Genomic DNA, 16769 nt, shown 5'->3' with positions numbered 1-16769 from the left:
CCAATAATAAAAAATCAAATCAATTATCACACAGAAATTATCAATTCTTTCCTCCTACTGCCTACTACTTCTTTTCCGGAGATGTCTAATAGATCATGATGACCCAAATACCTAAATATTGAGACTACAGAAAAAGTAGAGAAGAGAGTAGAGAGTAAAACTCTGAAAAATTATTTCCCAATACAAAAGCGACTAAAAATTTTATCTAAAACAGATTCCGTTACATCTTCTCCTGTAACCTCTCCCAAAGCATAAATTGCTCCCCTTAAATCTATTGTCCAAAAATCTAGAGGTAAATTATTTTTAATTGTATTTAAACATTGCTCCAAAGCAACTTTCGCCCTAGTTAAAGCTGCTGCTTGCCTTTGATTAATAGCAAAATCTAGATTTTCTGCCTGCAAATTACCCAAATTTACAGAATTAATAATTGCTGCTTCGAGTTCTTCAATTCCTTGATTATTAATCACTGCTGTAGTCACAACATTCTTAATAGTTTCTGGATAAAAAATAGACTTAATAAATTCCGACTTAACCAGGTCAACCTTATTAATTATTAAAATTAAAGAACGATGTTTTACCTGTTGATAAATAACCTCATCTAACTCCATCCAACCAGCACTAGCGTCAATAGTCAATAAAACAAGGTCAGCAGACTCAGCAGCTCGACGCGATCGCTCCACCCCCATTTTTTCCACCTGGTCTTCAGTTTCTCGAATACCCGCCGTATCCAAAACCTGCACCGGGATACCACCCACCACTAACTGAGACTCTACCACATCCCTCGTAGTTCCAGGAAGATTAGTCACAATAGCGCGATCGCTACGACTCCAGGCATTTAATAGACTCGACTTACCCACATTCGGACGTCCGATAATAGCCACTTTCAAACCACTTCGTAATAACTCGCCCCGATTTGCAGTTGCCAGTATTTGTGATAAACTTACCAAAATATTATTAACTTCTTGAGCAATTGTAGACTCATCCAAAGGAGGTAAATCTTCCTCAAAATCAATACGAGCCTCTATCTCTGCTAATATATCAATACAGTTAGCCCTTAACTGACGAATTGGACTAGCTAACTTACCTTGTAAACCAGCCAAAGCAACCTGAGCAGCTACAGGAGATTGAGACCCCACAAGATCGGCAATACTTTCCGCCTGAGTCAGATCCAGTCGTCCATTTAAAAAAGCTCGTAAAGTAAATTCTCCTGGTTGAGCTAGGCGTGCCCCTGCCTCAATACATAACTGTAATACTTGTTGTATGGGGATAATTCCACCATGACAGTGAAACTCAACTATATCCTCACGAGTATAAGAACGAGGAGTCTTCATAATTAATAATAAAGCTTCATCTACTAACTGTCCAGTTTGGGGATGGCGAATATAGCCATAGAGAATGCGGTGAGTCTCCCAAACCTGCTTCCCTGGTGCATGAAATAAGGTTTTGGCAATGAAAATTGCCTCAGAACCAGACATCCGGACTATCCCCACACTTCCCTGTTGGGGGATAATAGCGGTAGCAATCGCTGCAATAGTATTTCCAGTAGTCATTGACACTCCCCTGTCTATCGTTTGCGATTCATGTTTGTAGAGCATTCGGTAGGAAATTACCTATTTTCACCTTGGGGAGTCCATGTATCCCTGCTCTAAAAAGATGTGGTTTTTTAGTAGACTAAACCTAAGTTTTCATAATTGTGACATATTTCTGTTTTTGATACAAGTAAATTACTTACAGCACTTTTTAGACAGCGTGAGGTACAGTTTTAAGGTTAATCTTTTTTCCCTACTAGACATCTGTTCAACAATTAATTATTAATTATTAATTATTAATTATTATCTCTCCTTGAAAAGAAGAGGATTGACAAAGAGATGAAAATTTTTTCTTCTCTTGGTCGATTGGATATGGCGCAGGTTTCGGAGCCATCCTACCCTGCGGGAAGCTGCGAAGATCGACCGCTGTTTCTCCACGGCGAGTCAGAGGATTTTTACCGAATAATTAAGGTAAAAATCAAAAATAAAATCAATTATTATCCATAAATTATCAATTATTTCTCCCTGTTGCCTTCCGGAGCTGTTGCCTCATTTGGAGGAGATGTCTACTGCCTACTGCCTAAAGTCCTAAAATTTTGTACCTTATCAACTTCAAAACTGCTGTGATTTTTGCCCTTATCATATCAAATCCCGTAGCATTGGTGTAAAGAGGGTGGAGTGATGGGGTGATGGGGTGATGGGGTGATGGGGTGATGGGGTGATGGGGTGATGGGGTGATGGAGACTCACTCCTCACCCCTCCCATGAGGCAGGGTCAATTTATTGTCACGCTTAGAATAATTGATAGGGAGTGTGGGGAGTGTGGGTACCCACCCGCGTGCCTCTCCCTGGAGGGGAATGTGGGGTTATATAGAATCCGATTATTATAGTATATGTTGATAATTCTATAATTACTTCAAGCCTTTAATCTCCCCCACTACCCTACTACCCTACTCCCAACTATACAATAACTATTCAACCGGATTCTATAGAACCCATTTGAGAACTATACAATTATGTAGTCAAGTCTTTTCGCGCATCAATTTTGAGGAAAAATCATCAGCAAGGAGTGTTGAATTTTTTGTATTATTTCTCCCCACATCTTCCCTCTTACCTCCTGTCTCCTGTCTCCTGTCTCCTGTCTCCTGTCTCCTGACTCCTTGCTAAATTTATGAAGATACGATCGGGGGTTCTATATTAGGGGGAGAAAAAGACACCTAGAAACAAAAATCAGAGTGCACAGTTTTAGGTGTGCTACTCCAGTAGCACAATTAAATGTATTTCTAACTTAATATTCTCTGACCACAAAGAATTAGCCCTGCTCCCATGAGGGGAAGAGTGAGAAAGATTTGGCAATGGCGCTGAGGATGGAACATTTTTTTATACCGAACCCGAGCATATTTGATAATCAATTACCAGTTTTTGGTATAGTTATGCAGAAAATCAATATCCCTTCATTAATGGATAATGGATAATGGATAATGGATAGTGGATAATTACCTCTGGTTAAAACCGCTACGGAATTGAATATAAGGAAATATTATTTCTTCTCTTGGTCGATTGGATATGACGAGGAGACCTCGCCATCCCATCCTACGGAATGCTTTCCTTACGGAATGCTATCGCAAACGCAAACGACCGCTTTTTTCCCCTTGAAAGGGGAGGCTTTTAACCAGAATTATTTAATTAATAATTATTAATTATTCGGTAAAAATATCGCCATAAATAGAGATAATAGTTTCAGACTTTATTATCTGTTTAAGGATTTTTCCCAATCATTTAGACTAACTATAATATTCAAGAAAGAAGAAGATAAACTCCATAAAAATCATAGTCATCAAAAATCAATTTACTTATATCTTTAGTATGTTCAAAAATATCTCAAATATTTCACAAATTCCCCAGCAACTACTACCTAAGCGAGTCACAACAAAATATCCATCTCATAGACGTACACGAACAAAGTGGAATAGATACGGGCGATATTTATACTGGCGCTTCATTCGGATGCGGGGAACTCCAGAATATATTGCTAGAGGTTTAGCAATGGGGGTCTTTGCCGGATTATTTCCAATTTTTGGTCTTCAAACCATAGTGGGTGTAGCACTAGCAACTCTGTTCCGAGGTCATAAAATTGCTGCAGCTGCTGGTACTTGGGTGAGTAATCCCTTGACTTATGTGCCAATTTATGCAATTAACTTTCAAGTTGGTCGATTATTACTCAACTCTCAAGAGGAGTTTATACCTGAAAGTATTATTTCATTTCAAGAGTTAATGCAATATGGAACTCAGTTTGTAGCAGCCCTATTTTTAGGTTGTTTAGTAATGGGTATAATTTGTGGGACAGTAAGTTATTTTTTAGGATTAAAGCTAATTCATTTATGGCATGGTCAGCGCCTCAAAAAAATGAGCAATTGATGGAGATGAAATTAATTTTTTTGAAGTTGATATAATTATTTAATTCTGACAATACAATCTGATCATTTTTGATTACTATAGTATCGTTAGCTATGATAAATCACCATAAATAATGAATTGATATGATTTGACTAAGAGAGTAGAATTACCAAACTAAATATTTTTACAGTCAAACTATATAAAGCTTTTCATATTTACTTTACTTATTAACTCCAATAAACCTTGAATAGACAGGTAGAGAAAAATTAAAAAGCTAATAGCTGAAACCTAATTGCTACTAATTGCTATATGTTGCCAGAAAATAGCCTATGAAAAAATAGGAAAAAAGCCTTAACTTTGATCGCGATTGTAGCAGGAGTATTTTATAATATTCCTCCTAAAACCTGAAACCTAAAACCTAAAACCTAAAACCTAAAACTTGACTCCTAGAACCTGACTCCTGACTACTAATTCTTTAATGTAACTATCTTTTTCAAATTTGATATATAGCAGTCGAAGGAAAGGTTAGAACATATAAAAAGCTTAAAACTCAGACAAGGTCATATTTTTCCTTATGTCATAGATAACTAACTAATCGCCTACCTACTTAAACGCCTTTTTTCTTCTTTCTTCTTCCTTCTGCCATAACACACATTTGTAATGGGGTAAAAATAGATGATAATTGACCAAATTGTAGATAAACGCTATCGTTTTATCAAACCTATAAATTCAAGTATCTTAGGACAAACATATCTGGCTACAGATACCCACCGTCCAAATTCTCCTCAATGCGTAGTCAGAGAAATTAGACTAAGCAACTTTAAGAAAGAAAATCGAGAAGTTGTATTATCATTATTTCAAGAAAAAGCAGAAAATATCTATCATTTGAGTGAACACAATGGCTTACCTAACTTATTAGCTTATTCTGAAGAAAACAATAATATATACTTAGTCGAAGACTATATAGTAGGTTTATCTCTAGCTCAAGAATTGGCTACAGGTAAGTCCTTGCCAGAAGTAGAAGTAATCAAAATATTAAAGGATGTACTAGAAATTTTAGCCTTTATTCATGGTCATGGGGAAACTCATGGAAAAATAACACCAGCAAACTTAATCCGGCGAGAATTAGATGGAAAATTAGTCTTAATAAACTTTGGGTTAGAAAGAGAAATTACAAGAATTTTAGAACAAAACGAGGAATTATTAATCTCAAAAAATGGTAGCCAAAATAACTCTGATAGTTTACTTTATATACCATTAGAAGAAAGTCAAAAAGAGCTAGATAAAAATAGTGATATTTATGCTCTAGGAATAATTGCTATTCAAGCACTAACAGGATTATCTACTCAAGATTTACTCAAGCAAAAGCAGACTAACAAGACCCTAGGACTAGAAATACCTTGGCAAAATCTACAAGTATGCTCTCTAACCCTATCAAATATCATTGACAAAATGGTAAACAGTAAAGGTAAACAACATTATGACTCAGCTTCAGAAGCGCTAACAGAATTAAAAAACATAGTAATATCTACCGAGAATAACATTCTCTCAAAACTAGAAACAATAATTACAGTGCCTCAAGAAATAGATACTCCCACACCACCACCTCCACTCACAAACAACACAAAAATTAGACTTATTGCAGGTTTAACAGTCATAACCATAGCAGGAATAGCCATCGCCTATTTCTGCCATTGGCAATTTATATTCAAAACACAAGCACTCTATCAGCAAGGTCGAGAATTAGCTAAACAAGGAGAGCAACAAGCAGCGATCGCCAACTATACCCAAGCACTGCAATTTAACCCACAAAATGCAGCCATCTATTATCAAAGAGGGAACTCTTATTCTTCCCAAAGAGCTTATGAAAAAGCAATTAAAGACTATACAGCAGCTATTACGATCAAAGAAAATTATCACACTTATTATCAACGTGCCTTAACTTATTATGAATTAGGCGACAATGAAAAAGCGATTACCGATTTAACACAAACATTAAGAATTTATCCCAAGTATACCCAAGCTTATCAAAAACGAGGACTAATTTATGAAAAAATTGGGGATTACAAAAATGCGATTCAAGATTATAGTCAATCAATTAAACTTAATCCTCAACATAGCGATGCTTATCTTCATCGAGGAATAGCTAGAGCAGCGATCGGAGACCAAGCAGGTGCAATAAGTGACTACACTCAAACAATAAAACTTAACCCCAGCAATGCACAAGCTTACGAAAGTCGAGGTATAGCTCAGTTTGAAATTGAAGATTATCAAGGTGCAATAGCAGACTACGACCGGGTACTAGAATTAAAACCAGATTATTCCGATACCTATACAAAAAGATGTAGTGCTTATCTAAAGCTAGCAAATTATCGAGCAGCAATTAAAGATTGTCACCAAGCAATAGAAATAAACCCTCAAGATTCTCTAGCATACCATAATCAATGTATTGCGTACTTGAATTTAGGAGAATATCAAAAAGCAGCAGAAAACTGTAGTATAACTATTGAGATGAATCCTGAAAATGCTGAAGCATACAAAAACAGAGCTAGAGCGCGGTCTGCTAGTGGTGATTTGTCTGGTGCTATAGAAGACTTAACCACAACAATCAAAATAAATCCTGACAATTCTTTTGCCTACAGCGATCGAGGTATAATTTTCTTAGATATAGGAAACTATAATCAAGCTATTGAAGACTTTGACGAGGCAATAAAAATAAATCCGAGTAATGCTATAGCTTATTATAATCGAGGTATTATTCTTTCTGAGCTACAAGAGATACAAGCAGCAATAGCAGACCTTCGCCAAAGTGCCAATCTCTTTTTAGAGCAAGGCAGAACAAAAAATTATCAAAACTCACAAAATATGATCGAAAAACTACTCCAATAATCAACTGCTTCAACAACCAAATTTTGCTACTTCAAAACCTGTAATATTTGTTTTCCTTGATTCAGTCTACTGACAAAATATTAAAATTTATCTACCACACTAATGCTAGTTCGATCAATGTTTGATAGAAATAGTTATACTTTTTCTAGTAGTTATGATTCTCAAATCAGAATAAATATAGCAGGGAACAGGGAACAGTGGGACAAACATTTCCCCTGATTCGGATCATCATCCGCATAAGTCCTAACCTACCTGTCTATTCCTATATCTTAAATATTATTTATTAAGGTGAATATCCCTTACATCAAACCTTGTCTTTAAGGACAGAGTTTCAAAGAGATATCTAATGCAAAATCTTTTTAATTCCCCTGATTATTCATAAAATTCTTTTTTAAAATTGGTATAATACCAATTTTATAAATCTTTGCTACAAATAGCTAGGTTATTTCTTAGGAGTTAACCCACCCACCCCTAGCCCCTCCTAGGAGGGGAAGTCACCGAGTCAGAATGAATAGCTTTAATACCATTTATTAGGTCGTAAGTTATCTTTTTCTCTTGGTGCGCGTTCCGCAAGAGAGCTGACGTCGTCGCGGGGTCGCACCGCTTAGTCAAAGGGACATCTCCTGTAAAGTCTTTTAATTGCCCTTATTATTTGTAACATTCTTTTTTAAAAATGGTATAACACCTAAAACCTACCACCTACCACCTACCACCTTATGAGTAACACGAACATGATTGGTCAACTTCTAGATGGACGTTACCGCGTCGTTCAAATCCTGAGTGCTGGTGCATTTGGACAAACCTATCTGGCAGCGGATACTCGTCGCCCTGGGCATCCTCAATGTGTGGTCAAACAACTACGCGCTCCTGGCAATAGTTATACAATAGTTAGAACTGCTCACCGTTTATTTAAACAAGAAGCAGAAATATTAGAAAAATTAGGTAGGCACGAGCAGATTCCTTTACTATTAGCTTATTTTGAAGAAAATAACCAATTTTATTTAGTTGAAGAATTTATCCCTGGAACACCATTAAATAAAGAAATTATACCAGGTAAACCTTGGGAAGAAAAACAAGTAATCAAACTGTTGTTAGAAATTTTAGAAATTTTGGTATTTGTGCATGAAAATGGCGTAATTCATCGGGATGTTAACCCATCTAATTTAATTAGACATCAACCAGATGAAAAATTAGTTTTAATTGATTTTGGTTCTGTCAAAGAAGTTAGTCATAGAATTGCAGCAGAAAATGGAGAAGTACAACGAACAATAGCGACAGGTACTCCTTCCTATATGCCCATCGAACAATTTCAGGGAATTCCTCAATTTAATAGCGATTTGTATGCAGTGGGCATGATTGGTATTCAAGCTCTGACAGGTATTCCCAGTAGCGAACTCCCTAAACTACAAGACCTTAGTCCATCAAATCCTAGTGGTATTGTCTGGCGAAATCGAACCCAATGTTCCTCAAATCTAGCTGATATTGTTGATCGAATGGTACATTACCATTACACAAAACGTTACCAGTCTGTAGAAGAAGTTGTCAAAGCGCTACAGAAAATTAGCGGTCGCTCTCAAACATTTACACCATCACCCACAATTAAAACCAGTCCAAATCCTCAAACCAAAACGAGCTCACAGAGAATCAAATCTCATCCCTTATGGTTCGTTTTATTTGGTTTTGCCAGCGTTGGGGTCATTGCAGTGCTGATTGGGTTAGTGAGTTTCTTGAATCGCCCAAACCCGGTCAAAGCAGAGAGAATATTTGAGAAAGGGGTAGAAAATGCGAACAATGGTAATCAACAAGCAGCAATTGCTGCTTATGACAAAGCAATTCAACTAAATCCCGATGAAGAAGAATTTTACTATAAACGTGGTAACGCTTATTATAACTTAGAAAATTACCAAGAAGCTATTGCTGACTACAGCAAGGTAATTAATTTGAACCCTAGCCATGTTAATGCCAATTTTAACAGAGGGACAGCTCGTTATGATCTCCAAGATTATGCTGGAGCAATTAATGATTTCACCCAAGTATTACGCCTCAAACCTCAAGATGCGGAAGCTTTTTATAAAAGAGGATTAGTTCACTACAGCTCTCAAAACTATCCCGCTGCTATTCAAGACCACACTCAAGCTATTCGACTGCAACCCAATAATATAGATGCTTACCATGGTCGAGGATTAGCTCGTGCTGCCAATAATGATTTACAAGGAGCAATAGCAGATTATACTGAGATGGTTAGACTTGAACCCCAAAAGATAGATGGTTATTATAGTAGAGGCAGAGCGCGCTTTTTTCTGGGAGATTATCAAGGATCTTTAGATGATTACAACAAAGTTATTGAAATAGACCCTGCAAATGAAGAAGCTTATGCTAATCGTTGTAGCACATATTTGAATTTAGCAGCGTATGAAAAAGCTATATCTGATTGTAATCAAGCAATTACAATTAACCCTGAAAATGAAGTTGCTTATAATAATCGATGTATTGCTTACCTCAATATTAAAGAATATGAAAAATCTATATCTGATTGTACAAAAACAATTGAAATTGCTCCCAAAAGTCCATCAGCTTATACAAATAGAGGATTAGCTTACGCTTCGGCAAATCAACTGGAAAAGGCAATAGAAGATTATACTCAAGCAATAGCTATTAGTCCTAATAATGCAGAAGCTTATGCAAATCGTGCTAGTGTTTATTCCGAACAAGAAAATTATGAGCAAGCGATCGCTGACTATGTTCAAGCAATTCGACTTAACTCTGAATATGCTGATGCTTACTATAGTAGAGGATTGGTTAGAGTTAATCTTGGGGATAAAAAAGGGGCAATTACTGATTTTGAAAAAGCAGCCAAACTTTATTTAGAGCAAGGTCGAACAGGAGGTTATAGAGATGCCCAATATCAAATTGAACAATTGAATTAGATGGGGAGGAGACCCATCCCTAACCCATCCCAGGAGGGGAATGTGGGGAGATGGGGAGATGGGGAGATGAGCATTTTTCTACCTGCTTGGTGCGAATTCCCTCTCTTGGTCAGCATTACCTCTCTTGGTGCGCGTTCCCTTACGACTGGCACTGATATCATGTCCGCTGGTATCGTTTGTGTAAAACCAAGGGTGAATGTCTACAGAAAATTTACGCTTTTTCAAGCTTTTAAGCCTTCTTCCCTCTTCCTTCTTCCTTCTTCCTTACCAAAAAATGAGGGTATGTGCCTCCCCTTTTAAGGGGATGAAAAAAATATTTAGTTCAGTATTTCAAGCCTCCGACTTCAGTCGGAGGTTCACTGATAACTGATAACTGATAACTGATAACTGATAACTGAAATGACCTTCACGCTTACAATACTGATGCTACCGGACATGATATGACGCGAGATCTGACGGCTTTCTAGGTCGATTGGATATGGCCAGGTATCCTCGCTATCCCAGCCTACTAGACTGACACATCTAAAACTGTGCACTCTTATTTTTGTTTCTAGGTGTCTTGATCTCCCCATCCCCCCATCTCCCCATCTAATGCACCATTTAAGGTGTGTCAGTCCACTACGGGAAGCTCCGAAGATCGACCGCTTGCGCCAGACAGGAAAATTTTTCCTACTATTGTCTATTGCCTATTCCCTGTTCCCTGTTGTCTATTCCCTGCTATAATATTATGTTCGGTTGAATACTTATAAATAACTTAGCGAGGAGTCAGTCCTCAGGATTAGGGGAAGGAAAGAAGAAAAGTAAAGATAATTTCAGTATTTATTCGGTACTGTCAGTTCTTAAATTTTATTTATAACTGACCAGTCCGAACATGATATAATATCAAAAATAATCATGTCTGATAGAAAAATAGTTACACTGTTAACTGATTTTGGATTAAAAGATGTTTATGTCGGTGTGATGAAAGGTATAATTTATCAAATTAACCCGACACTAACCCTAATAGACCTTACCCATGAAATTCCTGCTCAAAATTTATTTGCAGCAAGATTTTGTTTGAAAAATGCTTATCCCTATTTTCCCCCAGGAACAGTTCACATAGCTGTTGTCGATCCAGGTGTAGGAAGTGCCAGAAGAGCGATCGCCATTCAATTATCAACAGGTTTTTTTGTCGGACCCGATAACGGTATTTTTAGTGGGGTGCTGGGAAACGTAGAGACACAAGAAATGAGAGTTGTCGAATTGACTAATTCTGACTATTGGCGCACAAATGCACCTAGCACAACCTTCCACGGTCGAGACATATTTGCTCCTGTTGGCGCTCATATTGCTAGTGGGGTTTCATTAGAAAATTTGGGAGAAAAAATTAACCCAGAAAGTTTAATAAAATTACCCTTAAATAAAATTAATTTTACAGAGTCAGGTATTGAAGGTTCAGTTCAATACATTGACTATTTTGGTAATATAATTACTAATATTCCTAGAAGTTATATTGAGGGTAAAACCTGGTCAGTTGTGATTCAAAAAAATGAAAATCTTTCATCCTACAAAACTATAGTCAGTGGCAATACTTATAGTGACTGTAAACCAGGTGAACTAATTGCAATTGTTGGTTCTCACAATTTTGTCGAAATCGCGGCTAATGCTAGTAGCGCTCAATCTCAGCTTAATTTGAAGTATGGAGATCAAGTTCAAATTACTCAATTTTAACTCAGTATTGTTTTTTCAGTAATATGAAATCTGGTTATACAGTTGTCCCACTCTATACTTCCATTCAAAACAGATATAAAATACCAGAATATTCTTAGATAATTCCCACTCTCATCCTTCCTTTCTCCTGACTCCTGACTCCTGACTACTGACTCCTATGAAATCATACATTTCTTCAGTAACTAAAAATTTGTAGGGATAGAATACTCATGTTCCTAGTTTTGGCAAGTTCACCAAATACTCTGCACGAATATTCCACCCCTACAAAAATTAATCCCACTCAACAGAGGTACTAGAGTAAGAATCTAAGTTATACCTTACGATAAGGTACCATACCCAGATTGATATTACCTAGATTAACTCGTGCTGATGTACCTTGAACATTAAGACCCTGTGCTAAATTTAAATAAAGAGAAGGATCGCCTGCTTGAGGTTTCTTTTCTTGGGGAGTAAAGCGACGTAATTGATTTTGGTAAACTATTTGAGGGAAACCAAGAATAGTCCGATAGTAGAAACCATAACGAGGTGTCTTTAGGTTAAAAGGAGTTTCTCCTCCATCCCTTTGGGGTATAACCCGACGACGCTGGTAAGGTACAGTATCAAAGCCAAAGTTGTCGAGGTATTCCTCGCTATTAACCAACTCATCAATGAAACCTTCGATACCTTTAGTTGCTACAACGATAGACCAAGCAATCTTTTCCTTTTCGCTGTAAACATCACGACCTAAAACACGTTGAACACATAACTCAACAAAGCGATAGTTGCTATTTGTATCGTAATTGTTACGACGGAATGGATCGGAAATAACCAAACCACGAATAAAATCTCGAACTGTAAGTTGACCATTTTTGAGTTGAGATTCTAGGAAGATTTGGCGATCTCTCTTAAGAATCTGATGTTCGCTATAAATTTGACGATAAGCTGCCCAGATTAACTCATCCCATCCTGACCCAGAGGGCAAAGATTCGGCTGAATAAATCATTGGTTGGTCATCACCAGGGACTTCATAACCCGTAACTCGTGAGTTTTGACTAATAGGTTTGTATTCTAATAATGGAATCACCACGTGAGAATCTCCTTAAATTATTAAATTTGATTTATCAAGTGTGGCCAAAGCACACTAAACCTTGCTGCGATTCAAAAAATTGCATCATTGACATCCTCTCCCATTAAATCTAAAGATTATAACGGGAGATTCCCAAACCTCACGATTTAGGTTTACTGCTTGAATGGCACTTATCTAGACTGTTGCCAGCCCCTGACAGTACGCCTACACAGTCAATTTATTCTACGATCTGCCCGACCGCAGTGACACCTCGATGATGGAGTGCTTATTGTTTGTTTGATCGCGATTCGTCTCCCGGTAAATCGGAGATTATACCGGGAGTCCTCAAAGCTCCATTTTTGATAGTCAACCTTTAGATTAAGGGATTGAGGCAATCCAAGTCTCACTTTTATTAACTTACGCAACAATCTGTAACATTTCTGATAACTATTTGCTAAACTTTGGGCATAATTTTACCTATAGTGCTACGCAAATAGGGCGCGGACATTTATAAATGCGGATGCGACCGCGTGACGACGACAGTCGCATCTGGTAGCGCACCAAGCAGCTCAAAGTTAGTCAGGGATTACTTCTAACTTCCAATTTTAACTTTTGACTTTTATTTTTTGACTTTTGACTTGCGCGTAGCGCTATATCTACCAGCCAAAAGCAGAATAAAACTGTGCAGTATTCTGTGACGTTTCTATATCAGAATCTGAGTTGTGTTCCTCTACTCGAACTTCTGTACAAAATGTAGAAGTATTAAATCCACCAAATCGCTTCACTGCGCTAGTCCGCATCCTGAGATTAGGGTTAGGAAACCAGAACCTTTCAATAGAACTCATAGTTTCATATTCCGTAATCAGATTTAGTCCATCTTCATCATCCATTTCAAAGCGTCCCACAACTGGCACAATTTCTGCATAGCCTCGTTCTCGCAACATTCTGCCTTTTCTAGGATTTTCTGGATCTGGAACAATCGCAAATACAGTTGACCCTTTGTGATTTTCATCATCTTTATCCCAGGCCATGGAACCATCCCAAGTAACAAAAGCGCCTCCAGCAGCCAAACTTGGGTCAATTTCGTGCATTTTACAGATTTCTACTACTTTTGGATCTCCAGGACCCAAGCTAGTTACTTGAATATCTGAACTGCCCATTTCTGCTTGCCTGAAGGCCAAGTGATGGGTTGTGCGTTGCGATCGCCATTTACCAGCACTCTTTTGGTTAGAGTCGATGGGAGGTATTACCTTCCGCACCTCTCCTTCAGAACGTAGCGTGCGATTTTCACCGCACTACGCTCCTAGATAATCTTAGGCTTTTGACCTTTTGCCCATGTGGATGTAATTGTGGCATGACTCATGTACTGCCAAGAGGTTTTTAGACTGTCAATTGTCGTGCTTGCCGTCAATATGATGCAGATGTACCCTTTCTTTGGCGTCCAGGTAGTGTATGCAGTGTCCACATTTGTAGCCTTGTTGTTTTAGCGCTTTAGCCGTGTGCCCGTGGTAGAGGTTGGAATTTCTCTTACTCCAGTAAAGGAGGTCTCAGTCGTAGGGAGATTTTTCCCCTTTGACCATGACGAATTTGTTTTCAGAGTAAGGAACCGCTGGAAATGCTTTGTTAACGAGTTTTATGGCCTCATTTTTGCCTTTGTTTTTATCCTTGAGGAATTTCTTAAAGGTATCGTGCCTTAAGTACCACAGGTTAAACCTTGACCCGTCCATTTGGCAATAGCGGTGGTAGTTTCTCCAATCCTGTATTATTGGGGCTAGCTTCTTCGCTTTGTCGGCAGTGGCTAATGCAGAGTTGTTGACTATGGCTTTGACCTTCAAGCGAAACTTCTCGTAATTCTCCTCATTGGGAGTGCAACGAAACTTCCCGTTTTTCTGGACTTTAAAGTGCCATTCTAAAAAGTCAAAGCCTGCCGTTGACCGCGTAATCTTTGTCTTCTTTGCCGATACGTTCATCCCGCGCTCGGTGAGGAATTGCTGTACTTTCTTTAATATCTCTTCAGCACTGTCTTTTGGCTTGAGGAAAAACACCATGTTGTCCGCATACCTTACGGATGGATAAATGTCCTCTATGCCGTTTAATGCTATGTTGGCCAGTAGTGGCGAAACGGCTCCCCCTTGGGGTGTTTCCTGGTTAGGAAATTCAGGGGATACTCCTGCCTTTAAGTATTTCCACAGCCCCGTTTTAATTTGTTGAGGGGCAATTACTTTAGACATAATCGCGCTGTGGTTGATTCTGTCGAAACACTTTTCTATATCAAGTTCAATAACCCTTTTTTCATGGCCTTTAGATTGGCTTCTTAGGTGATTGAAGATATATTTTTGGGCATCTTGCGTGCTTCTGCCTGGTCTGAAGCCGTAGCTTCGGCCATGGAAGGTGGCCTCGTGGGCAGGTTCTAGGGCATATTTGACAAGGCATTGCCAGGCCCTATCCGCGATGGTTGGTATTTTGAGAGTTCTGATATTCCCGTTTTTCTTGGGGATTTTAACCTCTCTTAGTCCTTGATGTTCCCAGTTGTTTGCCCTTTTTAGCTTTAATGCTAAGTTAAGCCTTTGTTCAAAGTTTAAGGACTTTTGACCATTGACCCCACAAGTTTTCTTCCCAGAATTTAGCTCAGAGACTTGTCGTACAGCAAGCATCCTTGCAGCGCGGGACTTCAGTACCAAACGTTGGAGATTTCTGACCTTGCGGTGGTCTCCATTCTGCATGGCTTTGTAGATTCGTTTTTGGAGGCGGAACAGGTCTTTCTGAAATTTCTTCCAGTTTTGGCTGCTCCAGACTTCACTATGATTGCTCATGTGTCTAAGCGTACTCTCTTGCTAAATTTCTCTACGCTGATTACCCTGCAAGCAATTAATGACTTGCATCCTACCCGCTGGAGAGATTTCCGTGCTTCCCACCTACTTTGGGTTTTCGACCTTTTCCCAAAGACTCTCTCAGCGTTTTTCCTCGTTCCAAGTTATAGATTTTTGTGACGGTTTAGGGCTGTCCACTTCGCCTACGCAGTCCCCAGGGATGCACCTACTTTTTTTTCGTGGTGCGGGAATTTACCGCGTGCGGTCAAGAGTGTAAGGTGTCTCTTGCCGATGGATAAGACGCTTTTTCAAGACATTCCGTACTGTACCCATGCCGTCTCCCCATTACCCCCAGTGTGCCTATCACCCTTAGCTCTGGTTAGGGCCTGATGCCAGCTTCACTCTGCTAGCGGTAAGTTCTAGCTCGGTGTGGCCAGGTCGGGAGTCCGTTGTCCCTTAACGGGTGGGACTTGCACCCACATCCATAACTCAGTTATCCAACGGGCTTCTTCTTTGGTGGCCTCGTATTTTTACAGGCTCTTCCTCCGTGGCCTCATTAGACGGCAGTTATACCCTTCTAGTTGCTAGAAGCTCCTACTACCAACGAGTCGCACAAAAAATTCCATTGCATCCATTTGTCTTTCTCCATCTTTGAATTTTTAGGATATTAGTTCTAGCCTAATCATCATAATACTTCTAGCTTTTATTAATTTAATGTTAACTTTTGTCGAATAAATTAGTTTTAAAATGTACATCATGGACAGTATGTCAAGTAAATGTTACGATAATTTACATAAGAGTCAATAAATCAACTTAACTGTGGCCTAAGTATATTGGCCGATATCTATTATCTAGATAAGAAGGAGTAAACTATGGAAATGTCTAATAGCTTAACTATGGAGCAACAGTTCAAATTACAAGTTCTACGGGAGGAAGTGAAAGGTTTAAGTCGGGAAGAAGCTCAAGAATATTTAGTTGAAGTGCTGCGACAGACTATGGTGAAGGAGAATTTGTTTAAAAACTGGATGAAGGGCAAAATTTAACCGATGTCTCTCATTAAACATAAGAATATATCGGTATTAAAAACTAACCCCACCCATCTACTAGATATGGGCGGGGTTTATACTTTTAAGGGTTACAACATCGGCATTGCATAATTGCGGGATGATTTTGTCACAGAGCACAAACCATAATCCCCGTGTCTCCCTGTGTCCGTGTCTCCGTGGAGCGCCAAAATCATCCCAGTATTCAGCAACGCCCAAAATCTGGTAGTGGTACTCGCGTAATGGTAGAGGGAGATGGGGTGATGGGGAGATGGGGAGATGGGGTGATGGGGAGATGGGGAGATGGGGAGATGGGGAGATGGGGAGATGGGGAGATGGGGAGATGGGGTGATGGGGGGATGGGGAGATGGGGAGATGGGGAGAGGGGGAGATGGGGAGATGGGGAGATGGGGAGAGGGG

Annotated in this window: 10 protein-coding genes and 1 pseudogene; 7 read left to right on the top strand and 4 right to left on the bottom strand. The window is 38.9% G+C overall.

Annotation, left to right across the window (positions count from 1 at the left end):
* Positions 1-170: 170 nt before the first annotated feature.
* A complete protein-coding gene (gene mnmE, locus F6K23_RS04325; RefSeq protein WP_293151082.1) occupies positions 171-1550 on the bottom strand; it encodes a tRNA uridine-5-carboxymethylaminomethyl(34) synthesis GTPase MnmE in 1380 nt (459 codons plus the stop codon).
* 1844 nt (positions 1551-3394) lie between these two features.
* On the opposite strand from mnmE, the gene F6K23_RS04320 reads away from it, so the two are divergent.
* The 5 genes from F6K23_RS04320 to F6K23_RS04300 all read left to right on the top strand — a co-directional run bounded on the left by F6K23_RS04320 (position 3395) and on the right by F6K23_RS04300 (position 11451).
* Positions 3395-3946, top strand: a complete 552-nt coding sequence (locus tag F6K23_RS04320; RefSeq protein WP_293151079.1) for a DUF2062 domain-containing protein — start codon at positions 3395-3397, stop codon at positions 3944-3946.
* Between the two features lie 654 nt (positions 3947-4600).
* A complete protein-coding gene (locus F6K23_RS04315; protein ID WP_293151076.1) occupies positions 4601-6814 on the top strand; it encodes a tetratricopeptide repeat protein in 2214 nt (737 codons plus the stop codon).
* A 731-nt stretch (positions 6815-7545) separates the two neighbouring features.
* Entirely contained in the window at positions 7546-9741 is a 2196-nt protein-coding gene (locus tag F6K23_RS04310; RefSeq protein WP_293151073.1) for a serine/threonine-protein kinase, read from the top strand.
* A complete protein-coding gene (locus F6K23_RS04305; protein ID WP_293151070.1) occupies positions 9742-10041 on the top strand; it encodes a hypothetical protein in 300 nt (99 codons plus the stop codon).
* Positions 10042-10635: 594 nt separating this feature from the next.
* Positions 10636-11451, top strand: coding sequence for an S-adenosyl-l-methionine hydroxide adenosyltransferase family protein (locus tag F6K23_RS04300; protein ID WP_293151067.1), 816 nt, complete (start codon positions 10636-10638; stop codon positions 11449-11451).
* A gap of 310 nt (positions 11452-11761) precedes the next feature.
* Here F6K23_RS04300 and F6K23_RS04295 read toward each other — a convergent pair whose 3' ends face one another.
* From F6K23_RS04295 to F6K23_RS04285, 3 genes are all read right to left on the bottom strand, one after another.
* Positions 11762-12517 carry a phycobilisome rod-core linker polypeptide gene (locus F6K23_RS04295; protein WP_293151064.1) on the bottom strand — a complete coding sequence of 252 codons (756 nt, stop codon included), beginning with the start codon at positions 12515-12517 and terminating at the stop codon, positions 11762-11764.
* A gap of 635 nt (positions 12518-13152) precedes the next feature.
* Complete coding sequence (locus F6K23_RS04290) at positions 13153-13755, bottom strand: phycobiliprotein lyase (RefSeq protein ID WP_375340731.1); 603 nt, start codon at positions 13753-13755, stop codon at positions 13153-13155.
* 288 nt (positions 13756-14043) lie between these two features.
* Positions 14044-15309: a reverse transcriptase domain-containing protein gene (locus tag F6K23_RS04285; RefSeq protein WP_367267613.1), complete on the bottom strand. Its 1266-nt coding sequence runs from the start codon at positions 15307-15309 to the stop codon at positions 14044-14046.
* Between the two features lie 869 nt (positions 15310-16178).
* Here F6K23_RS04285 and F6K23_RS04280 point away from each other — a divergent pair.
* Together F6K23_RS04280 and F6K23_RS04275 are read left to right on the top strand one after the other, a co-directional pair.
* Entirely contained in the window at positions 16179-16349 is a 171-nt protein-coding gene (locus F6K23_RS04280; protein WP_202220030.1) for an NblA/ycf18 family protein, read from the top strand.
* Between the two features lie 179 nt (positions 16350-16528).
* Positions 16529-16769 (top strand): annotated as a pseudogene (locus F6K23_RS04275) (hypothetical protein); the annotation flags it as partial.

The organism is Okeania sp. SIO2C9, from assembly GCF_010672455.1.
Taxonomy (GTDB): domain Bacteria; phylum Cyanobacteriota; class Cyanobacteriia; order Cyanobacteriales; family Microcoleaceae; genus Okeania.
The sequence above is the reverse complement of the archived record's forward strand: the minus strand, read 5'-3'. Positions and strand labels throughout refer to the sequence as shown.